Here is a 23,794-nt window from a genome sequence, read left to right on the forward strand (position 1 = left end):
CCTCCTCGAATCGAACCAGATGCGCCTTACTCACTGCGCACCGAGGATCCTAACCCATGCAGAGCCGTTTGCCGAACACACCGCAGGCGCCCGATACCATCCTGATCACCGGTGGCGCCCGGCGAATTGGTCTGCATTGTGCCGAACGCTTTGTCGCCGACGGCTACCGGGTCATCATTACCTGTCGCCAGCCGCGCTCGGCTTTGCCCGAAGCCCTTGAGGTGATGCTGGCAGACTTTTCGACGGCCGACGGCATACAGCGCTTCATCGACGAGCTGCAGGATCGCGCCCCGCGACTGCGCGCCATCATCCACAACGCGTCGTTGTGGATGGACGACAGCGAGGGTGCCAGCGCCCTGCAGCAGATGTTCATGGTGCACATGCAGGCGCCCTACCTGATCAACCAGCAATGCCGCAATCTGTTTGTACCCGGCGCAGCCGCCGACATCATCCATCTTGGTGATGATGTTACCCGCAAGGGCAGCGCACGCCATATCGGGTATTGCGCCACCAAGACCGGCCTGGAGGGGCTGACCCGCTCCTTTGCCGCCAGCCTGGCCCCTGCAGTCAAGGTCAACGCCATTACCCCGGCGCTGATCATGTTCAACCCCGAGGACGATGCCGACTACCGCGCGCGCGCGCTGAACAAATCGGCATTGGGCATCGAGCCCGGACCGGATGTCGTCTACCAGTCCATCCGCTTTCTGATGGATAACCCCTATATCACCGGAAGCTGCCTGCCACTGAACGGCGGCCGGCATCTCAAGTAAGCCGAAGAGACCACGACATGAGCCTGGAAAAACTGACGAAAAACTACCTCGACGTCCTCACCAACCTGGGAGAGCAGCCGGAGCGTGATGGCCTCAAGGGCACACCGGAGCGCGCCGCCAAGGCCATGCAGTTTCTCTGCCACGGCTATAACCAGTCGCTGGACGAGATCGTCAACGGCGCACTGTTCGACTCCGACAACGACGAGATGGTGATCGTCAAGGACATCGAGCTGTACTCGCTGTGCGAGCACCATATGCTGCCGTTCATCGGCAAGGCCCATGTTGCCTACATCCCGACCGGCAAGGTAATCGGTCTGTCCAAGGTCGCGCGCATCGTCGACATGTTCGCCCGTCGTCTGCAGATTCAGGAAAACCTGACTCGCCAGATCGCCGAGGCTGTTCAACAGGTCACCAATGCCAAGGGCGTTGCGGTGGTGATCGAGGCCAAGCACATGTGCATGATGATGCGCGGCGTCGAGAAGCAGAACTCGTCGATGCACAGCTCGGTGATGCTGGGCGCCTTCCGGGAGTCGGTCAATACCCGCCAGGAATTTCTGCAACTGATCAGCCGGAGCAACTGACCATGAGCCAGCTCGCGCCGGGCATGGCCCGTATCCGCATCAAGGATCTGCGCCTGCGCACCTATATCGGCATCAAGGAAGAGGAAATCCTCAATCAGCAGGATATCCTCATCAACGCCACCATCCTCTATCCGGCCGCCAATGCGGTCAGCGTCAATCAGATCGAGCAGGCGCTGAATTATCGCACCATCACCAAGGCGATGATTCGGCATGTCGAAGACAATCGCTTTGCGCTGCTTGAACGCCTGACCCAGGAACTGCTCGACATCGTCATGCAGCACGAGCAGGTGCGTTACGCCGAGGTTGAAGTAGACAAGCCACATGCGCTGCGTTTTGCCGAGTCGGTTTCCATCACCCTCAGCGCCGCGCGCGACTGAGGCTGATTGACAATACCCGGCTGGCAATTATCCTTGCGCTCAGAGTCGGCGTGCCATTAAGGCGCGCCATCTTCCGCCATCGCTGCATGAAGGAACCCCGACCATGACCAAGCAGGAGCGTCTCGAACTGGAAGCCGCTGCCTTCCGCAACCTCGTCAGCCATCTGCGCAACCGCAAGGACGTGCAGAATATCGACCTGATGACCCTCGCCGGTTTCTGCCGCAACTGCCTGTCCAAATGGTACAAGGCGGCCGCCGACGACATGGATATCGAACTTAGCATGGATGAGGCGCGCGAAGCCGTCTATGGCATGCCCTATGCCGAGTGGAAGGCCAAGTATCAGACCGAAGCCTCCCCGGAACAGAAAGCCGCCTTTGACAAGGCGCAGAAACAGGACAAAGCATGACCCCCGAGCAGTTTATCGCCCGCCTGGGCACGCCTGAACACCAGTTCGCCGAGACTCTGGCCTTTATCGATGCCCACTACGAGCATCAACCGACCGCGTTCGATAACGGCCCGGTGCACAACAGCGCAGAGCAGAATCAGGGCTCCTGCAAAGTGCTGGCAATGGCGCTTGACCGTGGGTTGAGTGATGAGCAGGCACTGCATTGCTTTGCCGAGCATTACCGTTCGGTACTGCAGACACCGGACGGCAGTGATCACGCCAACATCCGCGCCCTGCAGCGAGGCGGCCTCGCCGCCGTGCGCTTCGACGGTACGCCACTGACCCGCCGGCAGAGCTGAGCTATGGCCGCCAAACAGCTGCAGCCGGTCGGCGACTTCCCGCCGACCGGCATTTTCCGCCGACTGTTCGCCGCAGGCTACGACCTGTTGCTGCTGCTGGCAGCCTTGATGGTCGCCACACTGGTCTATCTCAGTGCCCACATCTGGATCAGCGGCGAAGCAGCCGCCCACGCCGAAGCCGAACAGGGCGCCTACGTCGGCGATCCTGTTCTTACCTTGATCGTGATTGTCATCACCATCGGCTTTTACAGCTGGTTCTGGACCAAGAAGGGCCAGTCGCTCGGCATGCAGGCCTGGCGTATTCGCCTGCAGCAGCCCGACGGCAGGTCCATCACCGGGCGTCAGGCCCTGATTCGTCTCGCCGTAGCCCAGCTGTCATGGCTCTGCGGCGGGCTCGGATTTCTCTGGCAATTGTGGGACGGCGAGTCGCGCAGCTGGCATGACATCGCCTCAGGAACCCGACTGGTTACCCTGCCCAAGGGCACCTTCAAGGACTGATTCGTCAGTCCTTGCAGCAGCTACACCAAGCCGATCCCGCCGCTAACTCAGCCGCGCGCTGGTTGGCGCGGTAACCCGGCAGCTCGGCAAGCCGGTATCAACCGGCCCGCCGCAGCAGGTAACTCCCGAGCACCACCAGCAGGCCAATCGGCAGCAACACGGCGATCAACGGCGAAAAACCAAACACCAGACTGGACGGCCCCAACAGGTCCTGACCAATCTGAAAGACGAAGCCGACCAGCACCCCGGTGAACAGACGCTGCCCCATGGTCACCGATCGCAGCGGACCGAATACGAAGGACACCGCCACAAACACCAGTGCTGCCGTCGCCAGCGGCTGGAACAGTTTTTTCCAGAACGCCAGCCAGTACGGCTGATTGTCCAGCCCCTGGTCTGCCAGATACTTCTGATATTGCCAGATCCCGGTCAACGGCAACGCATCCGCATCCAGCACCACAACGCGCAGCAATTCGGGGGACAGATGGATATTCCAGCGCTCCTCAAGATTGGCGGTCACCGTGCTTTCACCGGACTCGGCAAAACGGGTGGCACGCACATCCTCCATCAGCCAGTCATGTTCCTGCACGGTTGCACGACTGGCGAAACTGGCTTCGAGCAGATGACGCTGATCATCAAAGCGGTAACGGGTCACGCCATACAGCACCCCGTTGGGTTGCACCGCGTTGATATGCAGAAAATCGTTGCCCTCGCGGTGCCAGAGTCCCTTGGACCGCAGCGCCTCGTTACTGCCGACGGCGATTGCCTTGCGGCTGGCTGCCATGTTTTCGCTGTAGGGCGCCACGTACTCGCCGACCAGCACACCCAGCAGCATCAGCACCAGCAAGGGCTTCATCACCGCAAGGGTAATACGGGCGATAGAGACCCCGGCCGCCCGCATGATAGTCAACTCGGAGTTGCTCGCCAGCGTCCCCAGCCCGACCAGACAGCCAACCAGCGCTGCCAGCGGCAGCAGATCGTGCAGTCTGCGTGGCAACGACAGCAGCGTGAAGTTCAGCGCCTGCGCTGCCCCGTAGCCGCCCTTGAGCTCGTCCAGCTCGTTAATATAGGCAAACAGCAGATCCAGCCCGAGAATCACGGCCAGTACTACCAGAATGCTGAGCAGTACAGCACTGCCAATATGCCGATCAAGCCGCCGCATGCGCACCTCCCTGGGCACGATTGGGCGCCGTTAACGTACGCCAGTTGAACCCAAGCCCTATCAGCAGGAACAACCCATGTACCCACCACAGGCCAAGCGCCGGTGGCAACTTGCCGGACTCGATCCAGCCGCGGGCACTGATCAGCAGTGCCAGATAGGCCATATACAGCAGAATTGCCGGCAGCAGCTTGAGGAACCGTCCCTGCCGCGGATTGACCCGCGCCAACGGTACAGCAAAGAAGGCGACGATCGGCACCAGCAACGGAATAGCGATGCGCCACTGCAGCTCGGCACGCTCATCCAGCCCGTCCTCGCTAAGTAGCTGGGCAGTACTCATCGCTTCACGATCACTGATCTCGGTCTGCACTTCCGGCTTGGGCAGCAACACACCGTAGGTGTCATAGGAAATACTGCGGAAATTGGCCGCACCGGGCTGACCTTCGTAACGGAAACCGTTTTTCAGCACCAGATAGCGACTGCCATCCGGATTAAGCTCCTGGGTACCGGACTCGGCCACCAGCACCCCCAGCACCGCGTCTTCGCCCTGGCCGCGGCGCTCGGTAATGAAAACGTCCTGCAATTCGGTACGGTCATCCGACAAGCCGCCGGCGTAGGTTACCCGCTGGCCGCTGCCCAGCGCCTGAAACCGGCCGGCAGAGAGCGTGTCGAATTCGGTCAGGGCATCCTGCTGATTGAGCAGTTGCTGGGTCTTGAGCACACCCGCCGGTGCACCCCAAAAACTCAGCAACGCGACCAGCAGCGCAACCAGCAGCGCCGGCCCCTGGGTATAGGCCAGCAGTTTGCGGTCACTCATTCCGGTGGCCGACAGCACGGTCATCTCGCTGTCGAGGTACAAACGCCCGTAGGCCAGCAGAATGCCGAGAAACAGCCCCAGCGGCAGGATCAGCACCAGAAAGCCCGGCATCCGGTAGGCCATGATGGAAAACAGCACCGCCGCGTCAAGCTGACCGGCAGCCGCCTGCGCCAGGTACTTGATGAAGCGCCCGCTGACAATGATCAGCAGCAGCACGCCGCTGACCGCCGTCAGGGTCAGCAGCACCTCGCGACTCAGATAACGAAAAACAATCACGGATAAGGTCCTTGGCTCCGGGGTCTTTAAGGGGCTGCACGAATAGGCCAGAATGCAGGACTGACATGTCTGCCAGCAGCAGCCCGACAGACACCCACGGGAATTTGCCCGTATTATCAGCCAATCATCTCGATTTGTCTTGGGGAGCACCATGGAGTTCAACGTAAAGCACGGCGCACTGGAAACCATCAAATGCGGCTGTCTGGTTGTCGCGGTCAACGAAGGCAAGACGCTAAGTGGGCCGGCGGCGGATCTGGACAAGGCCTGCGGCGGGCAATTGAGCACCGCGCTGAAAAACGGCGACCTCAGTGGCAAGAGCGGCAGCAGCCTGATGCTGTTCGCCCTCCCCGGCATCGCTGCCCAGCGTGTGCTGCTGCTCGGCAGCGGCAAGGATGAGGCGCTGAGCGACCGCGCCTGGCGCAAGCTGGTGCAGCAGGCTCTGACGGCAGTCAAGGCAGGTCCGGCGAGCGACGCCGTGTTTGCGCTCAACACCAGCGGCGTGAAGAACCGCACCGCCGCCGAGCAAACCCGCCTGCTGGTCGAGGCCTGCTACGACAACCTGTACGGCTTTGACCAGTTCAAGAGCAAGAAGGCCGACAAACCGAAGCTGAAAAAGCTCAGCCTGTGGACCGCCGACAAGGCCGACGCTGACGCACTCAAACAGGCAATTGCCGAAGGCGCCGCCATCAGCGAAGGCATGGCCCTGACCCGCGACCTGGGCAATCTGCCGGGCAACGTCTGCACTCCCACTTACCTGGCCAACCAGGCCAAGGCGCTCGCCAAGGACCACAAGACACTCGAAGTCGAAGTGCTCGACGAGAAAGCCATGAAGGCCCTCGGCATGGGCGCCCTGCTGGCGGTCAGCGCCGGCAGCGCCGAGCCGGCCAAGCTGATCCGCATCAGCTACAACGGCGGCAAGGCCAAGGACAAGCCGCATGTTCTGGTCGGCAAGGGCATCACCTTCGACACCGGCGGCATCAGCATCAAGCCGGCTGCCACCATGGACGAAATGAAATACGACATGTGCGGCGCCGCAACCGTACTCGGCGTGGTCAAGGCAGTCGCCAGCCTGCAGCTGCCAATCAATCTGGTTGGTTTGATTGCCTCGGCCGAGAACATGCCGAGCGGCACCGCGACCCGCCCAGGCGACATCGTCACCAGCATGTCCGGCCAGACCATTGAAATTCTCAACACCGATGCCGAAGGCCGCCTGGTGCTGTGCGACGCACTGACCTACGCCGAACGCTTCAAGCCAGCCAGCGTGATCGATATCGCCACCCTGACCGGTGCCTGCATTGTCGCCCTGGGCAGCAACGCCTCCGGCCTGATGGGCAACAACGACGAGCTGATCGCGCAGTTGCTGGATGCCGGCACCCGCGCCGGTGACCGCGCCTGGCAACTGCCGCTGTTCGAGGAATATCAGGAGCAGCTCGACAGCCCGTTTGCCGACATGGCCAACATCGGCGGCCCCAAGGCCGGCACCATCACCGCTGGCTGCTTCCTGTCGCGTTACACCAAGGCCTACCCGTGGGCGCACCTGGATATCGCCGGCACCGCCTGGATCAGCGGCGGCAAAGACAAGGGCGCCACCGGCCGACCGGTTCCGCTGCTGATGCAATACCTGCTTTCTCAGGCTGGCGCCTGATACAGCAGCCACAAGCTGCAAGCGACAAGCCTCAAACCGAGCCGGTGTTGCGGTTTTAGCTTGCAGCTTGCGGCTTGAAGCTTGAAGCTACCCCCATGACCCGCATCGATTTCTATCTGCTTTCCAGCGACCAGCCGGACACCCGGCTGGCGTACGCCTGCCGCCTGGCCCACAAGGCCTGGCACAAGGGCCACAAGGTATACCTGCACTGTCCGGACGAAGCGACCACGCGCACGGTCGACGACTTGCTGTGGTCGTTCCGACGCGACGCTTTTGTGCCCCATGTCGTACTCGGCGAAGGTCCGGAAGAGCCGGTCGCCTGTGGCTGGGCAGACCAGCCAGGCAGCTATAACGACCTGCTGATCAACCTCTCGGACCAACCGCCACCCTTCTTCAGCCGTTTCCAGCGGCTGGCAGAAATTGTCATCGAGCACGACCCGGTGCGCCTGCCCGCGCGCGACCGCTTCCGTTTGTACCGTGAACGGGGCTATCCTCTGAATTCCCACCCCATTCGGACAGCAGGATGAACCATGAAGCAGCGCGATCCCTCGGAGCCGTCACGGCTGCTGGAAGATCTGGAATCGATCCGCACGCTGCTGGATGAACATCCCGAGGCAGCAGCGGACGCCGCAGCGGTCGATGGCCAGATGGATATTCCGTTGCTGCGGGATGTCATCCTCAATCCAAACGAGCCACCACTGAGTGCTGTCGACCCTGCAGAACCGCCGATACCCGAGGCGCCGATCAGCAAGTCGCATAATCCGTTTCTGCCCTACGCCTCCCTGGCACGACTGGCTGAAGAGCGCATGCAGCTGGACCAGTTGCTGACCCAGCAGACCCACAGCCAGCCGTTGCCCGCCACCAGCAGTGCCCGCGAGATGCGCCTGGAGGCGAGATTGCAGTCAGAGGCCCAGCTGCTGTTGCAAGGGGTGATCGACGACCTGATTCCAACCATAGAAGCAGAGCTGCGCAAGCGCATGCAGAGCCGGCTGCAGCAGATTGTTCGCGAGCAGCTCAAGTAGCCCGCCAGCGTTATTGCAAAGGGCGAGCACCAAAACCGCCGGCAATACAATTATTCCGTCCAGTCTCGCCCGACGGGCTGGGCCTTGATCGCCTCCGCCCGCTATAATGACGGCTTTTCCTGCGCGCTCGACGCCTGCCGCGTCACCAGCGCTCGCCACTCCTGAACAGCCGGATAGCCACGACACCCATGGACAAGACTTACCAGCCCCACGCCATCGAAACTTCCTGGTACCAGACCTGGGAGCAGAACAACTATTTCGCTCCCCAGGGCTCGGGCGAGTCCTACACCATTGCCCTGCCGCCGCCGAACGTGACTGGTAGCCTGCACATGGGTCACGGCTTCAACAATGCGATCATGGACGCGCTGATCCGCTTCCGCCGTATGCAGGGCCGCAACACCCTGTGGCAACCGGGCACCGACCATGCCGGTATCGCCACCCAGATGGTGGTTGAGCGCCAGCTCGCTGCACAGGGCGTCAGCCGCCACGACTTGGGCCGCGAGAAATTCCTCGAAAAGGTCTGGGAATGGAAGGAAGAGTCTGGCGGCAACATCACTCGCCAGATTCGTCGCCTTGGCAGTTCGGTAGACTGGAGCCGCGAACGCTTCACCATGGACGATGGCCTGTCCGAGGCGGTCAAGGAAGCCTTCGTGCGCCTGCATGAGGACGGCCTGATCTACCGCGGCAAGCGCCTGGTCAATTGGGACCCGAAACTGCACACCGCGATTTCCGATCTGGAAGTGGAAAACCACGACGAGCAGGGCTCGCTGTGGAACCTGCGCTACCCGCTGGCTGATGGCGCCACTACCGCCGACGGCAAGACCTATCTGATCGTCGCCACCACTCGCCCGGAAACCATGCTGGGTGACAGCGCAGTTGCGGTTAACCCGGAAGACGAACGCTATCAGGCGCTGATCGGCAAGTTTGTCGAGCTGCCACTGGTGGGTCGCCGCATCCCGATCATCGCCGACGACTACTGCGACCCGGAATTCGGTACCGGCTGCGTGAAGATAACCCCGGCCCACGACTTCAACGACTACGAAGTCGGCAAGCGCCACAGCCTGCCGCTGATCAATGTGCTGGACAAGGACGCCGCCGTCCTGGCCCGCGCCCAGGTGTTCAACATCGACGGCAGCGTCAACAGTGACATCGACGCTACCCTGCCGGAAGCCTACGCCGGTCTGGATCGCTTCGAGGCGCGCAAGAAGATCGTCGAAAACTTCGACGCCCTCGGCCTGCTGGAAAAGATCGAACCCCATGCGCTCAAGGTGCCCAAGGGCGACCGCTCGGGCGTGGTCATCGAGCCGTGGCTGACCGACCAGTGGTACGTCTCCACCAAGCCGCTGGCCGAGCCGGCGATTGCTGCGGTTGAGGACGGCCGTATCCAGTTCGTGCCCAAGCAGTACGAAAACATGTACTTCAGCTGGATGCGCGACATTCAGGACTGGTGTATCTCCCGTCAGCTGTGGTGGGGCCACCGCATCCCGGCCTGGTACGACGAAGCCGGTAACGTCTACGTTGGCCGCGATGAAGAAGAAGCCTATCGCAAGGCGCTGGAAAGCAACGACCGTGAAGCGGAAGCAGAGCTGCCAACCCTGGACGAACTCAAAAATGCTGCCATCGCCTGCGGCCTGGGCGTGCTGCGTCAGGATGAAGACGTGCTCGACACCTGGTTCAGCTCGGGCCTGTGGACCTTCTCCACCCTTGGCTGGCCGGAACAGACCGAAGCGCTGAAAACCTTCCACCCGACCGACGTGCTGGTCACCGGCTTCGACATCATCTTCTTCTGGGTCGCCCGCATGATCATGCTGACCATGCACCTGATGAAGCATGACGACGGCACGGCGCAGATCCCGTTCAAGACCGTCTACGTGCACGGTCTGGTGCGCGACGGTCAGGGCCAGAAGATGTCCAAGTCCAAGGGCAACGTACTCGACCCGCTGGACATCATCGACGGCATCGACCTCGAATCGCTGGTCAAGAAACGCACCAGCGGTATGATGCAGCCGAAGCTGGCGGCCAAGATCGAGAAGCAAACCCGCGCCGAATTCCCCGATGGTATCGCCGCCTACGGCACCGACGCGCTGCGCTTCACCAACTGCTCGCTGGCCTCCACCGGCCGCGACATCAAGTTCGACATGGGCCGCGTCGAAGGCTACCGCAACTTCTGCAACAAGATCTGGAACGCCGCCCGTTACGTGATGATGCAGTGCGAAGACAAGGACACCGGCGTCAACGGTGAACCCGTTGAGCTGACCCTGGCCGACCGCTGGATCATCTCCCAGCTGCAACGCACCGAAGCCGAAGTGACCCGCCAGCTGGATCAGTTCCGCTTCGACCTGGCCTCCAACGCGCTCTACGAGTTCATCTGGAACCAGTACTGCGACTGGTATCTGGAGCTGTCCAAGCCGGTCCTGTGGGACGAAAACGCCCCGGCCGAGCGCCAGCGTGGCACCCGTCGCACTCTGGTCCGGGTACTGGAAACGGCCCTGCGTCTGGCCCACCCGTTCATGCCCTTCATCACCGAAGAAATCTGGCAACGCATCGCGCCGATGGCTGGCAAGAGCGGCCCAACCATCATGCTGCAGCCCTGGCCGGAAGCGGACAACAGCCGCATCGACGCCGGTGCCGAAGGCGATGCCGAGTGGCTGAAGTCGCTGATTCTGGGAGTGCGCAACATCCGCGGCGAGATGAACGTGGCCCCCGGCAAGGAGCTGGAAGTCATGCTGCGCAAGGCCAGCGACGAAGACATTCGCCGCCTGACGGAAAACGAAACCTTCCTGAAGAAACTGGCCAAGCTGTCCAGCGTGCAGGTGCTGGCCGAAAACGAAGAGGCGCCGCTGGCTGCCACCGCACTGGTCGGCGAACTGGAAGTGCTGGTGCCGATGGCCGGTCTGATTGACAAGACCGCCGAGCTGGCGCGTCTGGACAAGGAAATCGGCCGTCTCGACGGCGAGGTCAAACGGATTGGCGGCAAGCTGTCCAACGCTGGCTTCGTCGACAAGGCGCCCGCTGCGGTGATCGACAAGGAGCGCGCCAAGCTGGCCGACGCCGAGCAGGCACTGGCTCAGCTGAGCGAACAGCGCGCCCGTATCGCCAGCCTGTAACCCCACCTGACCCTGCCGCTCACCGGGCGGCAGGGTCACCCTGAGTGATTGCGGATCGTCCCATGCCCATCGACAACAGCATCGTTCACCAGATTCACAAGAAGCCCGACGGCCAACCGGCCAGCCTGACCCTGCGTGACGCCGAGCTGGCCAGCTCCGAAGCACTGGAGCAACTGCTGGCCGGCCTGATCGAGGCCTACAACAGCAAGCCCAACAAGGCCTGGGGCTACTTCCACGAAGAAAGTGGCGCCTACCCGTTCAGCGGCTGGCTGCAGCAACTGGTGGATCAGGAGCAGGACTTCGTACGCTTTTCCAGTCAGGCGACCGAGCACCTCAAGACCCTGATGGAAGGCTCCAACCTGGCGCTCGGCGGGCACGTGCTGTTCATCCGCTATCGTCAGGGCATGACCGCGTTTCTGGTCATCGCTCTGCTGCACCACACCGAAGGCGTGACCGTAACCGACGAGCTGGATGTGGCCGCTGCCCGCCATCTGGATCTCTCCAGCCTGAACATGGCGGCGCGCATCAACCTGACCGAGTGGAAGCAGAACGCCAGCGCGAAAAACTATATCTCGTTTATTCGCGGGCGCAGCGGCAAGCGGGTGTCGGACTACTTCCGCGACTTCATCGGCTGCGTGGAAGGCTCCAACCCGGAGGAAGACACCAACACCCTGCTGCAGGCCTTCAGCGACTACGTCGGCGAAGCCTCCCTTGAGCCCGAGCTGGTCAAGGACAAGGCCAAGGCGATGAGCAGCTACGTCAACAGCCAGAGCCGTGCCGGTGAGCAGGTCGCACTGGAAGAACTGTCGGGCGTGATCGACGAAGAGCATCCCCGCGCCTTCTACGACTACATCCGCAACAAGGACTACGGCCTGAATCCGGAGATGCCCGCCGACAAGCGCGCAATCAACAATTTCATGCGCTATTACGGCAAGGCCGATGGCCTGTCGATCAGCTTTGAGTCACATCTGCTTGGCGAGCGGGTGGAATACGACGAAAGCGAAGACGCCCTGGTTATCCGCCACCCGCCCAAGGGGCTGGTACAGCAACTGCGCAACAAGCGGCGCTAAAACCTTAGCGATTGCAAGGATGCAAAATTCGAGACATTATTTCGCCATCAACCACGCAAAGGAATGCTAATGAAAGCACTCGCTCGCACTATTTTTACCGTATCCATAGTAATGACTCTTACAGCTTGTAGCACCGTTCAAGGCGTTGTTCGGGACAAGCCCACAGGTAGCCCGATATCGTCAGCCACGGTCACCGTTGGACGAGCAAGCACCACCACTAACGCATTCGGCTCCTATTCACTGCAAGGTTCCTGGCTACCCCAAGATACGATGATCATCAATGCGCCGGGCTATCACCTCCAAACACTCACAGTTGGCGCGCCCAATGCAATACATGACATTGACCTGATCCCCAAATAACAAGCCTAACGCTGCATCCGCGGGAGCCACATCAACGACTTCGTGCAACGGACTTCTGCCAATTGCCTGCTGGCGGAGTGTGCACTCGGGGTTGCCCCGTTTACGCGGGCGAGTAGCACAGGGCGGGCGGGAAGAAGGACGGCAGCCTGTTTGAGGCGCGTAGCGACGAGTTCTGCCGGCCCCCGCCAGCCCGAGCAACGCAGCGAACCCGCAGGGCCGCGTAGTCGGGTGCCCGGGGGGATCGCCAAGGGGGGCCGGGCAAGCGGCCCCTCTTGGCTCGCCGTGAAGGCGAAAGGCTAACCTCGCAATAGCTAACAATTCAGGGAATGGGATGCCATCTTGCAAGTCCAGCGGTGCCCCCCTAAGCTCAAGGCCACTGGAACTCGCCATGGCGCCGCCGGCTACCTGCTTCAGGGCTTGATCCGATACCCGGTGCGGAAGATCCACCAGACCGCAGTGGTGCACAGGGTCAGAAACACCAGCGTCATTCCCACACTTACGCCAATGTGCACATCGGCGGCGCCGTAGAAGCTCCAGCGGAACCCGCTGATCAGATAGACCACCGGGTTAAACAGCGTCACCGTCTGCCAGAAGGGCGGCAGCATGGTGATCGAGTAAAAGCTGCCGCCCAGAAACGCCAACGGCGTGACGATCATCAACGGGATAATCTGCAGTTTTTCGAAACCATCCGCCCAGACACCGATGATGAACCCGAACAGGCTGAAGGTCACCGCCGTCAGGATCAGAAAGCCGAGCATCCAGACCGGGTGCTGGATTTCGTAATCGACAAACAACCGAGCCGTAAGCAGCACGAGCAAGCCGAGCAGTACCGACTTGGTAGCAGCCGCGCCGACATAACCGACGACTATTTCAACCGGCGATACCGGCGCCGACAGCACTTCGTAGATGGTGCCGGTAAAACGCGGCATGTAGATGCCAAACGAGGCGTTGGAGATACTCTCGTTCAGCAGCATGAGCATGATCAGGCCCGGAATGATGAAGGCACCGTAGCTGACCCCGTCCACCTCGGTCATGCGGGTGCCGATTGCAGCACCGAACACGATGAAATACAGCGAGGTCGAGATTACCGGCGAGGCGATACTCTGCAGCCGGGTGCGCATCATGCGCGCCATTTCCGACAAATAGATCGCCTTTACTCCGTAAAGATTCATGCGGCGCTCCCCGTTGCCTGTTCGTCTGTCTGCGCCCGGCTGTGCACCAACCCGACGAAAATGTCCTCCAGCGAGCTCTGACTGGAGTGCAGGTCACGTACCTCGATGCCGAGCTGATCGATGCGCTTGAGCAGTTCCGCGATGCCACTCTGCTCCGCCTTGGCATCAAACGTATACACCAGTGCATGCCCCTGCTCTGCCAGCACCAAAGGGTAGCCGGCGAGCGCCTCGGGCACCGCCTCCAGCGGCTGCTGCAACTGCAAGGTAAGCTGGCGGGTGCCCAACTGCTGCATCAGGGTGTTCTTGTCTTCGGTAAGAATCAGCTCCCCCTGGCGAATCACACCAATGCGGTCGGCCATTTCCTCGGCCTCTTCGATGTAGTGAGTCGTGAGGATGATAGTGACGCCGCGCTGCTGCAGCCGTCGCACCATGTTCCACATGTCACGGCGCAACTCGACGTCAACGCCCGCAGTGGGTTCATCAAGGAACAGTACCTCGGGCTCGTGCGCCAGCGCCTTGGCAATCAGCACCCGGCGCTTCATGCCACCGGACAGCGCCATGATTCGCTCATGGCGCTTGTCCCACAACGAAAGCTCGCGCAGGATCTGCTCCAGCAGCGCGTCGTTGCGCGGCTTGCCGAACAGGCCACGACTCAGGCGCACCGTAGCCCAGACGCTGTCGAACATGTTGTTGGTCAGCTCCTGCGGCACCAGGCCGATCCGACTGCGCGCCTTGCGGTACTCGCGCACGTTGTCGTAGCCGTCGACCAGCACCCGGCCGCTGCTGGCGTTGACCAACCCGCAGATGATGCTGATCATGGTGGTCTTACCGGCGCCATTGGGGCCCAGCAGGGCGAAGATCTCGCCACGTCGAATGCTCAGGCTGACGCCCTTGAGCGCCCGGAACCCGGTCTCGTAGGTTTTGGTCAGGTTGTCTACAACGATGATGCTGTCCACACTCCCCCCAACAATCATGACTCGAATGGATCGCTGTGCAGCCTTCGCAGCCCAGCCAGCGGTCAGTCAGCATACGCCCATCCGGCGGTCCACGCAGCCGCCCGCCGTTGACCTGCCGCCGATCCTGAACTAAACCTTTTTCACAGAGATGGTAATCCGTCGCCCCATCATCAAAAGAATAATAAATGGGAGGCACAGGCCATGCTGAACCTGTTGCTGGCTGTTTTGCTGTTACCGGTAGTTGCGATCAACGTGATCGGCCCCTGGCTGGTTCTGCGCACCCAGCGGATTCCGGCCAGAGTACGCTTCAACAACACCGATCACGCGCACTTCCTCGCTGATCGCGGGGAGGTCTTCCGGCGGCTTGATGAGCAGCTCCAGGCACTGGAGTTCGCCCATGTTGGCTCCTCGGTTTTGCCTTCCAGCCACACCACAAGCCACTTTTCGCTGTACGTTCATCCACGCGATCAGGCCGCCGCAATGCTGGTAACCATGACCACTGGCAAGCGCCGGGTGACCTACGCCGAGTTTACCCAGCTGTATGCAGACGGCAGCCTGCTGGATGTCCACAACGCCCCCAGCCTCTCCTCCTATCCCTCCATGCCCTGCCGCATCGGCGTGCGCATGACCGGCGTGAACAACCTGAAGCGCCTGTTCAGCACCCTGCAACACCTGCGCGCATGCCTGCCGAATTCGGCAGCGGCCATCGCCTACCCGAAAGATCAGGGCTTTGCTCCAATCGAACGATTCCTGGCGCGCGAGTCCGACGAACTGGTCGCTCAGGGGTACTGCACTCCAGACATAGACAGCCAGGGAAGACGCGGACTGACGTTGAAAGGCGCACTGCTGCTGACCTGGAAAAACGCTTGGCCCGGCAGGCTGGTTTTCAACCTGCTTGAGCAACGTCACACCCGGCTCTTGCTGACGGGCTCAGCCCCGTAACCGGCGGCGGGGGAAGCCCGCCGCCGGCAGAGCTCAGGCCGCGCGAATGCGGAAACCGAAGCGTGGAAAGTGAACGTGTACCAGCCCCGCGCGTTCGTCCTCGCGGGCAATGATGATCTCTTCCGCCCCCTCGAACAGCAGGGTACCTGCCACTTCGTCGGTGCCGTAATCAACTGCACTGACGGTCACCGCCTGACCAGTCTCAAAGCCACCCGGGCTGGCAATGGCATCAGCTGGCAGCGCAGCGGGCGCGCTGTCGCGGGCAATGGCAATGGCCTGTTCGCCACTCATCTGGGTATGGGAGCCGTGACCGAAGTCAGCAACCCGTTGCATCCAGGCACGCACCGCCGGATACGGGTCCAGCGCTGCGGCCACCGCACGGTTGCTGGCGACAAACCAGAGCGCATGGTAGTGGGCAAAATCAGCCACGCTGGGGTGCTCACCCAGCAGGAAGTCGCCATCGCGCTCCAACTGCAACTCCAGACGCGACAGCAGAGCCGGCCACTGGCTCAGTGCCACATCGGTCTCGAGGCGGCTGGCGCTGCCCCCGCTAAACAGCTTCTGACGGTCGGCAACAAAGCCCTTGACCACCTGCTCGGGCATACCGGCGAATCGCTCGGCCAGCCCCTGTGGCTGGAAGTTGATGGCAACCGCATGCTGAAACAATACCTGATCAGCCAATTGGGCGAGGCCGGCAGCGGCCGCTTCCTGGCCCTCGGGAAACAGCGCAGGAGCGGCCTTTTCCTGCTCAAGTCGACGTGCGATCAACGCCGTATCACAGTAAATGTCGGCGCCGATCTGCAGCACCGGAGTGCGTCGATAGCCACCGGTCAATGCGGTCAGATCAGGCTTTGGCATGACTGGCGGAATCATGACCGAATGCCACGACAGGCCTTTGAAACCGAGCATCAGACGCGCCTTTTCGGCAAAGGGAGATTGCGGGTAATGGTGCAGAATCAGATCAGTCATGACAGCTCTCCGGCAAATTGAGCAGCCACTTTAGACCGTTGAAAGCAGCGCTGACTAGTCTCTCGGCGCGCCTGATGAGATCTCATCCAGCTGACTGATGAGCTGCTCCTTGGCCTTGCGTGTCAGCGCCTTTATTGCGATTTCCTGCCGCAGGGCGTCGCCCTGATCGACGCACTCACGTCGCCACACCAGCGCTGCCGCCGGGCTGCGATTGAAAAACCGCGCGCCCTTGCCGCGCTGGTGCTGCTCAAAACGGCGCTGCGGATCAACACTGATGCCGGTATACAGATGACCGTTCTCGGCGCGCACCATATACACCCACCAGGTGCGCGTCGGCGCGGTACACTGTTCAATATCAGCAGACATGTGCAGACAGACTCATCAGCAAGGAAACAGGATGTTCATTCAGATTTTCTCTACCGGTGGCACCATCGACAAGGTCTACTTCGACGCCCTGAGCGACTTTCAGATCGGCGACCCTATGGCGGAGGATATTCTGCAGCAGGCACGGGTGGGTTTCGAGTACGCAATTGAATCCCTCACCCGCAAGGACAGCCTTGAGCTGACCGACGCCGATCGAGACCTGATTCACGCCAAGGTCGCCGCCTGCCCCTACGAGCACATCCTCATCACCCACGGCACCGACACCATGACCGTAACCGGAGCGGCGCTGGCCGATATCGACAGCAAGGTCATCGTCCTGACCGGCGCAATGCAGCCGGCCCGTTTTCGCGATACCGACGCCAGCTTCAACCTCGGCCTCGCCATCGGCGCCCTAAACTGCCTGCCCCACGGCGTCTACGTCGCCATGAGCGGCAAGGTGTTCCCGGTCGATCAGGTGCGCAAGAACCGGCTGGCCGGGCGGTTTGAGGGGCACTGATAGCTGCAAGCTGCAAGCTGCAAGCTGCAAGCTGCAAGCTGCAAGCTGCAAGCTGCAAGCTGCAAGCTGCAAGCTGCAAGCTGCAAGCTGCAAGCGTAATCAGGGTGATGCAGACGACTGGGCCATCAAGTATTTCTATACGCTATCTGCTTCGGTGCGGCGCCCCAAGTAAAAGCCGCGCCATTCCGTACCACGCGGGTTTTACTTGCAGCTTGAGGCTTGCAGCTTGAAGCTTTTGCTGTGGCTGCGGACCTGGCGTCAGCCGGTCCCGCCCACCGTAATCTGATCAATCTTAAGCGTTGGCTGGCCGACGCCGACCGGGACCGACTGTCCATCCTTGCCGCACACACCGACGCCGGTATCGAGCTTGAGGTCGTGGCCGACCATCGACACCCGGCTCATCGCCTCCGGACCATTGCCAATCAGCGTTGCACCCTTCACCGGCGCGGTGATCTTGCCGTCCTCGATCAAATAGGCCTCGCTGGTGGAGAACACAAACTTGCCGCTGGTGATATCCACCTGACCACCGCCCAGGTTGGCGCAGTAGATACCCTTCTTGACCGACGCAATGATTTCTTCCGGATCACTCTCGCCTGCCAGCATATAGGTGTTGGTCATGCGCGGCATGGGCAAATGTGCGTAGGATTCGCGGCGACCGTTGCCCGTCGCGGCCACGCCCATCAGACGGGCATTGAGCTTGTCCTGCATGTAGCCCTTGAGCACCCCGTTCTCGATCAGCGTGGTGCAGTTGGTCGGAACTCCTTCGTCATCCACGGTCAGAGAGCCGCGACGACCGGGCAGGGTGCCGTCATCAACGATGGTGCAGAGACTTGACGCAACTTTTTCGCCAACACGACCGCTGTAGGCTGAGCTGCCCTTGCGGTTGAAATCGCCTTCAAGACCGTGGCCGACCGCCTCGTGCAACAGCACACCGGACCAGCCGGGCCCCATTACCACCGGCATGCTGCCAGCAGGGGCCGCGATCGCTTCAAGATTGATCGAGGCCTGGCGGACCGCCTCGCGGGCGTACCCCAGAGCGCGTTCCTCGGCTTCGAAATAGAGGTAATCGGTACGCCCGCCGCCACCGCTGCTGCCGCGCTCGCGACGACCGTTCTGCTCCATAATCACGCTGACATTCATGCGCACCAGCGGTCGGACATCACCTGACCAGGTACCGTCACTGGCAGCAACAAGAACGGTGTCATGCACACCGCTGAGACTGACGCTGACCTGGGTAATGCGTGGATCCAGGCTACGGGTAAAGGCATCGATTCGCTGCAGAAACCCGACCTTGTCAGCTTGAGGTATCACGTCCAGCGGATTGACTGACGGATACAGCGGCGTGCAGTCCGGGCGCTGCCAGGCCTGCACACTGCCGGTCTGTCCGGCCCGCGCGATTGAACGCGCAGCACCGGCAGCCTGAGTCAAAGCCGGCAGGCGGATATCGTTGCTGTAGGCAAAGCCGGTCTTCTCACCGGAAAGGGCGCGCACGCCGACGCCCTGATCAACATGGAAGCTGCCGTCCTTGACGATGCCATCTTCCAGCACCCAGGACTCGCTCAGCTGATGCTGAAAATACAGATCAGCGGCATCCACACCCGGGGCCTGCAACAGGGTGCCGAGGACGCCAGCGACGGCATCGGCAGTCAGGTCGGCAGGCTGCAGCAGCGCCTGCTCGGCACGGGAAATAAGGTCACTCATGTTCGGACTCCTTGGCCACGGGCAGCGGCTGGGCTGCAAGGGCAAAACGACGGTGGCTGAGGATAGGCATGCGCGCACGCACTGATGCAAGCTGCGTTTGATCCAGTGCGCCGACAACGAAACCTTCACCGCCTGGCAGGCTGGCTTGCACCACGCCCCAGGGATCAATCAGACAGCTGTGACCGAAGGTCTGACGGCCACTGGGGTGCTCTCCGGTCTGGTTGGCGGCCAGCACCCAACACTGGGTCTCGACCGCCCTGGCACGCAGCAGCACTTCCCAATGGGCAGCACCCGTTACCGCGGTAAACGCAGCCGGCACCACGATCAGTTCGGCACCATCGGCACGCAAAGCCTGATAGAGCTCGGGAAAGCGCACATCGTAGCAGATACTCAGGCCAACCCGCCCGACCGGACTATCGACGCAGAGCACCTGATCACCGAAGCCATAGTCATTCGATTCGCGGTAACTGCCATGACTGTCTGCGACATCCACATCAAACAGGTGCAACTTGTCGTAGCGGGCCACCTCGCGCCCCTGCTCATCGACCACCAGCTGACAGGCCAGCGGCTTGCCGCCGGCACAGCCCGGCAACGGCAGGCTGCCGCCTATTACCCAGAGTCCGTGCGCTCTGGCCTGCGCCGCAAGAAACCGGCGGATCGGTCGTTCACTGCCCCATTCAGCATCGGCAATGGCTTGCAGCGAACGATTACCGAAGGCGGCGAAGCACTCGGGCAACAGCACCAGCTCGGCGCCCTGCTCGGCTGCCTGAGCAATCAGTTCGCCGGCGCGCTGCAGGTTGTCAGCTACCACCGGACCACTGGTCATCTGAATGGCCGCTACTCTGGACATCAGTCCTCCTCCAGTGCTGCCTTGTTGTCAAAGGCACGATCAAACTCGACGGTCGGTTGCTGCCAGTCGCCACTGATCTTGTACTTGACCGAGGCAAAACGGGCGACCTTGTCACCGAGAATCTTGTCCGCCAGAAATAGCACACCGCCAATCTGCGGAGCGCCGGCGATCAGGGCAGCCAACGGCAGGTTGTTGGTCACCGGCAGGGTCACCAGCATGCCCATATCAACCTCGTTGGTGCGCAGATTCAGACTGCCGTCACTCTGAATCTTGACGCCGGGCCCCTCGAACACAACCGGCTGCTCGCTGTGCAGCACACCGTTGTCGACATACAGCCCCCCATCCAGAGTGTCATAGGCCGTTCCCTTGCTGAACAGGTCGGAGAAGTCGAGCCGCAGGCGCCGGGTCAGGGCGTTGAAGTTGAGCAGACCGAATACCCGCAATGCCTCTGCGCTGGTCTCACCGCTCTGGAGCATGCCATCACGGGCTTCGATACCCAGAGTACCCGAGGCCCGGCGCAGCTTGAATGCAGCAGGGGAGCCTGGCCAATTCAACGCGGCGTTGGTCACAAAGCGCTCGCTGGTAATGGTCGGCGCGTATCCCCAGGCCTGCAGTACCTGGCCGATATCTGCAGCCTCCAGGCTACCTTCGAAAACACTGTGCGCCGGCTGCTCGCGCCAATCCATATTGCCCGTGAGTCGCAGCCCGCGCAAATTAAGCTCCAGCTCCGGCAAGGTGGCGCCGGTCGCATCGGGACGCAGCCGGAAGCGCGCCAGACCAATCGGCTTACCGCCCCAGGACAGCTGGTCAATTCGCACATCCAGCGGCGGCAGAGTCGAGGGTCGGAAGTCGGCCAGCGGATCGGGCTGTTCTTCCTGCACCGCCTGGTCGCTCGGCAGCACAACCGGCAGTTGACTGATATCCTCATCGACGGCGTTGAGACGCAGCCGCTGCAGGGCAATGTCGATCGGCTGGGTCGAGTCGTCAGGCACCAGAATACGACCCTCGACATCGGCCTGGTCGACCGTCACCCGCCAGTGCGCAGCCTCACGGGCGATGATCGCATGAGTATCTTCAAGGGTCAGACCAAAGCCGGTGAAGGTATCAGTGCGTACCTCCAGCTGACGTACCAGCTTAGCCAATGCGCCACCGGCTGCGGCTGTACCGCCTCCCCTGTCCCGGCTGCCAGCCAGACGCCCGGCCCACTCGCGCCAGCTATCCCAGTCCAGTGCAGGCAGCTGCGCCTGAATGCTCAACGCCCGCCCGGTTGGCGGCTGGGGCGACCCGCTGGCGTAACGCAGGTCACCGGACAGCTCGCCCCGGCGGTAACGTAACAGCCCCTTGAGGCTGTCGCCCATCGCCAGTTGCCACTGCTGCTCGCCACCGGCAAGCGTCATCTGCAGCCTGAGTGTTCGCGCCGGGGCAGCCCGCTTGGCAAAGGGCGCCGGCACCGTCAACTCAACGCCCTTGAGGTCGCTGGTGATCGTCAGGTCCTGCTGCCCGCTGCGGATATCCATGACGGCCTGCCAGTCCACCCGGCCCTTGGCAACACCCGATGGGATGGTTGGCAGCAGGCTCCATTGACGCAGAGTCTCAACCTGATGGCGCCCGCTAAGCTCAAGACGCTGGCCACGCGGCCCCAAAGGCGACATGCTGCCGCTGACAGCGCCCCCCAGAAAGCGGCCACTCAAATTGTCGGCGCGAATGCCCTGCTCACGGGAAAAATGCAGCTGCCCACTGGCATCCTCGATGGGCGCCTGCAGCACCGGAATATCCAGCCGACTGGCCTGCACATCCGCGCTAAGCTCAATCGCCAGCCCCGGCGCAGAGGGCTCGCTGCGCTGCAGCGGGATGGCCAGATTCAGCTCACCACCTATCTCGCCGTCAGCACGCCAGCCGGCCAGCGGATTACCGGTCAGCTCCGCCAGCGGACCGTCCTGCATCAATTTCAGCCCATCGCTCAACGGCCCTCTGAAGCCCGCGTCAACCGTCAGCACAGGCGGACCGCTGCGATGCAGCAGCTGCGCCTGGGCTCGGGCATCGGTCGAAATCGAATCCAGCAACCGGGCGTGGCGGCTGCGTACGCTGAGCAGCCCGTCGTACAGCAGCATGTCGCCATCCAGTTCGGTCAACGCCGGCCAGCCAGGCTGAAAGTGCAGTTGACCGTCACGCAGCTGGATATACAGGCCAAGCTGCCGCTCCTCGGGTGTCGCGCCCTTGAGCAGCGAGCCGGTGTATTCAAAGATGGCCAATGGTACCCGACCCTTGGCCTCACTTGCGGCCAGCCATTTGGCCAGCGCCGGGCTGAAAGCCGGAGCACGCAGCGGCAGATAGGGTTGGTGGTGCTCTGCACTTGAGTTGCGCAAGGCCACCCGCAGATCCATGGTCGGTGTCTGGCCCTTTGGCGGCAGGTGCAGATCAAGCGCCGCGCTGGCCTGCCCCTGTGGTCCGCTGACTGCCATGCCCGGTGCATTCAGCTGCAGGCCCTGCTCACGCGACCAGCGCCAATTCAGCGCCCCCTGCGCCCGAGCATACTCCCAGGGCTGGGGGAACAGATTGGGCAGCTGCATGCTCCAGCTCTGACTGTCGACGCGCAGCTCACCCGCTGCCGGACTGCCGCTGATGGTGCCAGTGACGCCGCTGATCGCCGGTGCGTTGTGAAACGCCTGCACACCGACCTGCTCCAGCGCCGCGCTGAACTGCAGTGACTGCAAATCGGTAACCGCCCCCTGACCGCTGGCCGACAGTTGACGCAGTGTGCCTTGCGGCACCAGCTCCGACACCAGTTCGGCAACCGGCTGGTCAGGCGCCAGCGTAGTCACCCAGAGTGCCGCGCGATCCAGCCTCAGCCGGTCCAGCGCCAGAGACCAGTTGCCAGAGCTGCGCTGATGCTGACCTTGCAGGTTGGTTGTCGGCCAGACCTCTTCGCCAAGGTGCATGCTCAGATCCTGCACTGCCAACTGCTGCAAATCGCCGTCATCGCGATATTGAAACCGGGCAAACAGGTCATTCAGAACCGGCTCATCAGTCGCCGTCTGCAGCCCGATTTCGGGCGCAACCAGCGTGCCCTGAAGCAGCTGGAGACGGGCATCCTGCCAGTTGCCCCAGAAACGCCCGCCCAGCGTCAGCTCGCGCAGATGGGCGCGCTCAAGCCAGGCCGCTGGCAGCCAACGGCTCCAGTCGCTTGCAGGCAGCTCGAGGAAGAAGCCGAATGACGCCGCGTCTAGATTGCCTCCGGGCACCAGGGCACTGATCTGCCAGCGCAGCCGCTCGCCATCAGGCAGACTCAGACGACCATCCAGTCGCTGCCAGCCCTGGCCATTGAGCAGCGTCATCTCGCCACGGTCAAACCGCCACTGGGGTTCACCAAAGGGGCTGACCTGCACGCTCGTATCGAGCAGGGTGATCCGGTGATGCTCGCGCAGGGCGGCCAGCGCCTGCTCCAGCCCGCCCACCTGACGGGTGCGCTCGCCCAGCCCCTGCAGGTGCCAGCGTCCCTGCTCGTCCTGGCTCAGCGCCAGCGCCAGACCACGAATCTGCAGGGCATCCATCACCGGCCTGCGCAGCCAGAGGCTGCGCCAGACATCCAGCCGCGCCGTCACATCGTCCAGATCGAACAACACCGGGCTATCGGGGGCGGCATTTTCGTGAACCCGCAGCCCCCGCAACGTCAGCACCGGCTGGCTGCCCTGCATCTCGCCACTGAGCGAGCGCAGCTCGATGTGCCGGCCAGACAACGACTCGGCCTTGGCCACCAGCTCAGCCTGATAGTCGGCGACCACCGGCACCAGTTGGCGGCCAAGGCTGACATAGGCGGCCGCCGCCAGCAGCCAGGCGACCAGCAGCCAGATCAGGCCATTCAGACCACGGGTAAGCCAGCGTTGCCAGAGCACCGGATCAA

The 23,794-nt window shown here is 62.1% G+C and carries 23 protein-coding genes; 14 read left to right on the top strand and 9 right to left on the bottom strand.

The window, feature by feature from the left end; translation table 11 throughout:
* Window positions 1-56 precede the first annotated feature (56 nt).
* The 6 genes from folM (at window position 57) to ACZ5WQ_RS10565 (ending at window position 2,970) form a co-directional block, all read left to right on the top strand.
* Window positions 57-770, top strand: a complete 714-nt coding sequence (gene folM / locus ACZ5WQ_RS10540) for a dihydromonapterin reductase (protein ID WP_228246667.1) — start codon at window positions 57-59, stop codon at window positions 768-770.
* Between the two features lie 17 nt (window positions 771-787).
* Window positions 788-1,351: a GTP cyclohydrolase I FolE gene (gene folE / locus ACZ5WQ_RS10545; RefSeq protein WP_088273206.1), complete on the top strand. Its 564-nt coding sequence runs from the start codon at window positions 788-790 to the stop codon at window positions 1,349-1,351.
* Between the two features lie 2 nt (window positions 1,352-1,353).
* Window positions 1,354-1,728, top strand: coding sequence for a dihydroneopterin triphosphate 2'-epimerase (folX, locus tag ACZ5WQ_RS10550; RefSeq protein WP_088273205.1), 375 nt, complete (start codon window positions 1,354-1,356; stop codon window positions 1,726-1,728).
* A gap of 103 nt (window positions 1,729-1,831) precedes the next feature.
* Window positions 1,832-2,134 carry a DUF1244 domain-containing protein gene (locus tag ACZ5WQ_RS10555; protein ID WP_104739040.1) on the top strand — a complete coding sequence of 101 codons (303 nt, stop codon included), beginning with the start codon at window positions 1,832-1,834 and terminating at the stop codon, window positions 2,132-2,134.
* Window positions 2,131-2,472, top strand: coding sequence for a HopJ type III effector protein (locus ACZ5WQ_RS10560; RefSeq protein WP_228246666.1), 342 nt, complete (start codon window positions 2,131-2,133; stop codon window positions 2,470-2,472). The genes ACZ5WQ_RS10555 and ACZ5WQ_RS10560 overlap by 4 nt, the downstream gene beginning before the upstream one ends.
* Window positions 2,473-2,475: 3 nt before the next feature.
* On the top strand, window positions 2,476-2,970 hold the full coding sequence (locus ACZ5WQ_RS10565; RefSeq protein WP_464382293.1) for an RDD family protein: 495 nt from the start codon (window positions 2,476-2,478) through the stop codon (window positions 2,968-2,970).
* A gap of 97 nt (window positions 2,971-3,067) precedes the next feature.
* Here ACZ5WQ_RS10565 and lptG read toward each other — a convergent pair whose 3' ends face one another.
* Complete coding sequence (lptG, locus tag ACZ5WQ_RS10570) at window positions 3,068-4,129, bottom strand: LPS export ABC transporter permease LptG (RefSeq protein ID WP_269688626.1); 1,062 nt, start codon at window positions 4,127-4,129, stop codon at window positions 3,068-3,070.
* The gene (gene lptF / locus ACZ5WQ_RS10575; protein ID WP_228246663.1) at window positions 4,116-5,219 is read right to left on the bottom strand and encodes an LPS export ABC transporter permease LptF; all 1,104 of its coding nucleotides are present in this window, start codon (window positions 5,217-5,219) and stop codon (window positions 4,116-4,118) included. Before lptF ends, lptG begins: the two co-directional genes overlap by 14 nt.
* A gap of 151 nt (window positions 5,220-5,370) precedes the next feature.
* Here lptF and ACZ5WQ_RS10580 point away from each other — a divergent pair, with 151 nt between their 5' ends.
* From ACZ5WQ_RS10580 to ACZ5WQ_RS10605, 6 genes are all read left to right on the top strand, one after another.
* Entirely contained in the window at window positions 5,371-6,864 is a 1,494-nt protein-coding gene (locus ACZ5WQ_RS10580) for a leucyl aminopeptidase (protein WP_228246662.1), read from the top strand.
* Window positions 6,865-6,959: 95 nt separating this feature from the next.
* On the top strand, window positions 6,960-7,391 hold the full coding sequence (locus tag ACZ5WQ_RS10585) for a DNA polymerase III subunit chi (RefSeq protein WP_088273198.1): 432 nt from the start codon (window positions 6,960-6,962) through the stop codon (window positions 7,389-7,391).
* 3 nt (window positions 7,392-7,394) lie between these two features.
* A complete protein-coding gene (locus ACZ5WQ_RS10590; RefSeq protein ID WP_464382294.1) occupies window positions 7,395-7,886 on the top strand; it encodes a hypothetical protein in 492 nt (163 codons plus the stop codon).
* Window positions 7,887-8,074: 188 nt separating this feature from the next.
* Window positions 8,075-10,993, top strand: a complete 2,919-nt coding sequence (locus tag ACZ5WQ_RS10595; protein WP_464382295.1) for a valine--tRNA ligase — start codon at window positions 8,075-8,077, stop codon at window positions 10,991-10,993.
* 62 nt (window positions 10,994-11,055) lie between these two features.
* The gene (gene yejK / locus ACZ5WQ_RS10600) at window positions 11,056-12,063 is read left to right on the top strand and encodes a nucleoid-associated protein YejK (protein WP_088273195.1); all 1,008 of its coding nucleotides are present in this window, start codon (window positions 11,056-11,058) and stop codon (window positions 12,061-12,063) included.
* Window positions 12,064-12,174: 111 nt separating this feature from the next.
* Entirely contained in the window at window positions 12,175-12,423 is a 249-nt protein-coding gene (locus tag ACZ5WQ_RS10605) for a carboxypeptidase regulatory-like domain-containing protein (protein WP_373315113.1), read from the top strand.
* Between the two features lie 410 nt (window positions 12,424-12,833).
* Here the strand turns inward: ACZ5WQ_RS10605 and ACZ5WQ_RS10610 are convergent, their stop codons facing one another.
* Both ACZ5WQ_RS10610 and ACZ5WQ_RS10615 read right to left on the bottom strand, forming a co-directional pair.
* Entirely contained in the window at window positions 12,834-13,595 is a 762-nt protein-coding gene (locus ACZ5WQ_RS10610; RefSeq protein ID WP_088273194.1) for an ABC transporter permease, read from the bottom strand.
* Window positions 13,592-14,551 (bottom strand): ABC transporter ATP-binding protein, encoded by a 960-nt coding sequence (locus tag ACZ5WQ_RS10615; RefSeq protein WP_228246659.1) that lies wholly within the window; start codon window positions 14,549-14,551, stop codon window positions 13,592-13,594. Before ACZ5WQ_RS10615 ends, ACZ5WQ_RS10610 begins: the two co-directional genes overlap by 4 nt.
* Window positions 14,552-14,752: 201 nt before the next feature.
* Between ACZ5WQ_RS10615 and ACZ5WQ_RS10620 the strand changes: the two genes are divergently transcribed.
* Window positions 14,753-15,493 (top strand): hypothetical protein, encoded by a 741-nt coding sequence (locus tag ACZ5WQ_RS10620; protein ID WP_464382296.1) that lies wholly within the window; start codon window positions 14,753-14,755, stop codon window positions 15,491-15,493.
* A 33-nt stretch (window positions 15,494-15,526) separates the two neighbouring features.
* Here ACZ5WQ_RS10620 and ACZ5WQ_RS10625 read toward each other — a convergent pair whose 3' ends face one another.
* Together ACZ5WQ_RS10625 and ACZ5WQ_RS10630 are read right to left on the bottom strand one after the other, a co-directional pair.
* Window positions 15,527-16,462, bottom strand: a complete 936-nt coding sequence (locus tag ACZ5WQ_RS10625; protein WP_228246657.1) for a glutathione S-transferase family protein — start codon at window positions 16,460-16,462, stop codon at window positions 15,527-15,529.
* A 54-nt stretch (window positions 16,463-16,516) separates the two neighbouring features.
* The gene (locus ACZ5WQ_RS10630) at window positions 16,517-16,828 is read right to left on the bottom strand and encodes a GIY-YIG nuclease family protein (protein ID WP_285677655.1); all 312 of its coding nucleotides are present in this window, start codon (window positions 16,826-16,828) and stop codon (window positions 16,517-16,519) included.
* A gap of 31 nt (window positions 16,829-16,859) precedes the next feature.
* Here ACZ5WQ_RS10630 and ACZ5WQ_RS10635 point away from each other — a divergent pair, with 31 nt between their 5' ends.
* Window positions 16,860-17,342 (top strand): asparaginase domain-containing protein, encoded by a 483-nt coding sequence (locus ACZ5WQ_RS10635; protein WP_228246655.1) that lies wholly within the window; start codon window positions 16,860-16,862, stop codon window positions 17,340-17,342.
* Window positions 17,343-17,600: 258 nt separating this feature from the next.
* On the opposite strand, the gene tldD is transcribed toward ACZ5WQ_RS10635, so the two are convergent.
* Genes tldD through ACZ5WQ_RS10650 form a run of 3 tightly spaced genes read right to left on the bottom strand, consistent with a single transcriptional unit; the run spans window position 17,601 to window position 23,786 of the window.
* Window positions 17,601-19,043 carry a metalloprotease TldD gene (gene tldD / locus ACZ5WQ_RS10640; RefSeq protein ID WP_228246654.1) on the bottom strand — a complete coding sequence of 481 codons (1,443 nt, stop codon included), beginning with the start codon at window positions 19,041-19,043 and terminating at the stop codon, window positions 17,601-17,603.
* Entirely contained in the window at window positions 19,036-19,893 is an 858-nt protein-coding gene (locus ACZ5WQ_RS10645) for a carbon-nitrogen hydrolase family protein (protein ID WP_464382297.1), read from the bottom strand. The genes tldD and ACZ5WQ_RS10645 overlap by 8 nt, the downstream gene beginning before the upstream one ends.
* Entirely contained in the window at window positions 19,893-23,786 is a 3,894-nt protein-coding gene (locus tag ACZ5WQ_RS10650; protein ID WP_464382298.1) for a YhdP family protein, read from the bottom strand. The genes ACZ5WQ_RS10645 and ACZ5WQ_RS10650 overlap by 1 nt, the downstream gene beginning before the upstream one ends.
* Window positions 23,787-23,794 lie beyond the last annotated feature (8 nt).

The organism is Halopseudomonas sp. T1L2 (assembly GCF_055397385.1).

Excerpts from the sequence above, each read along its gene's own strand:
- yejK (WP_088273195.1), top strand. The coding sequence starts at position 11,056 with ATGCCCATCGACAACAGCATCGTTCACCAGATTCACAAGAAGCCCGAC.
- ACZ5WQ_RS10635 (WP_228246655.1), top strand. The coding sequence starts at position 16,860 with ATGTTCATTCAGATTTTCTCTACCGGTGGCACCATCGACAAGGTCTAC.
- ACZ5WQ_RS10585 (WP_088273198.1), top strand. The coding sequence starts at position 6,960 with ATGACCCGCATCGATTTCTATCTGCTTTCCAGCGACCAGCCGGACACC.
- ACZ5WQ_RS10605 (WP_373315113.1), top strand. The coding sequence starts at position 12,175 with ATGACTCTTACAGCTTGTAGCACCGTTCAAGGCGTTGTTCGGGACAAG.
- ACZ5WQ_RS10625 (WP_228246657.1), bottom strand. The coding sequence starts at position 16,462 with ATGACTGATCTGATTCTGCACCATTACCCGCAATCTCCCTTTGCCGAA.
- ACZ5WQ_RS10630 (WP_285677655.1), bottom strand. The coding sequence starts at position 16,828 with ATGTCTGCTGATATTGAACAGTGTACCGCGCCGACGCGCACCTGGTGG.
- ACZ5WQ_RS10580 (WP_228246662.1), top strand. The coding sequence starts at position 5,371 with ATGGAGTTCAACGTAAAGCACGGCGCACTGGAAACCATCAAATGCGGC.
- ACZ5WQ_RS10560 (WP_228246666.1), top strand. The coding sequence starts at position 2,131 with ATGACCCCCGAGCAGTTTATCGCCCGCCTGGGCACGCCTGAACACCAG.
- folE (WP_088273206.1), top strand. The coding sequence starts at position 788 with ATGAGCCTGGAAAAACTGACGAAAAACTACCTCGACGTCCTCACCAAC.
- ACZ5WQ_RS10610 (WP_088273194.1), bottom strand. The coding sequence starts at position 13,595 with ATGAATCTTTACGGAGTAAAGGCGATCTATTTGTCGGAAATGGCGCGC.
- ACZ5WQ_RS10565 (WP_464382293.1), top strand. The coding sequence starts at position 2,476 with ATGGCCGCCAAACAGCTGCAGCCGGTCGGCGACTTCCCGCCGACCGGC.
- ACZ5WQ_RS10645 (WP_464382297.1), bottom strand. The coding sequence starts at position 19,893 with ATGTCCAGAGTAGCGGCCATTCAGATGACCAGTGGTCCGGTGGTAGCT.
- lptG (WP_269688626.1), bottom strand. The coding sequence starts at position 4,129 with ATGCGGCGGCTTGATCGGCATATTGGCAGTGCTGTACTGCTCAGCATT.
- ACZ5WQ_RS10620 (WP_464382296.1), top strand. The coding sequence starts at position 14,753 with ATGCTGAACCTGTTGCTGGCTGTTTTGCTGTTACCGGTAGTTGCGATC.
- folX (WP_088273205.1), top strand. The coding sequence starts at position 1,354 with ATGAGCCAGCTCGCGCCGGGCATGGCCCGTATCCGCATCAAGGATCTG.
- ACZ5WQ_RS10595 (WP_464382295.1), top strand. The coding sequence starts at position 8,075 with ATGGACAAGACTTACCAGCCCCACGCCATCGAAACTTCCTGGTACCAG.
- tldD (WP_228246654.1), bottom strand. The coding sequence starts at position 19,043 with ATGAGTGACCTTATTTCCCGTGCCGAGCAGGCGCTGCTGCAGCCTGCC.
- ACZ5WQ_RS10590 (WP_464382294.1), top strand. The coding sequence starts at position 7,395 with ATGAAGCAGCGCGATCCCTCGGAGCCGTCACGGCTGCTGGAAGATCTG.
- folM (WP_228246667.1), top strand. The coding sequence starts at position 57 with ATGCAGAGCCGTTTGCCGAACACACCGCAGGCGCCCGATACCATCCTG.
- ACZ5WQ_RS10555 (WP_104739040.1), top strand. The coding sequence starts at position 1,832 with ATGACCAAGCAGGAGCGTCTCGAACTGGAAGCCGCTGCCTTCCGCAAC.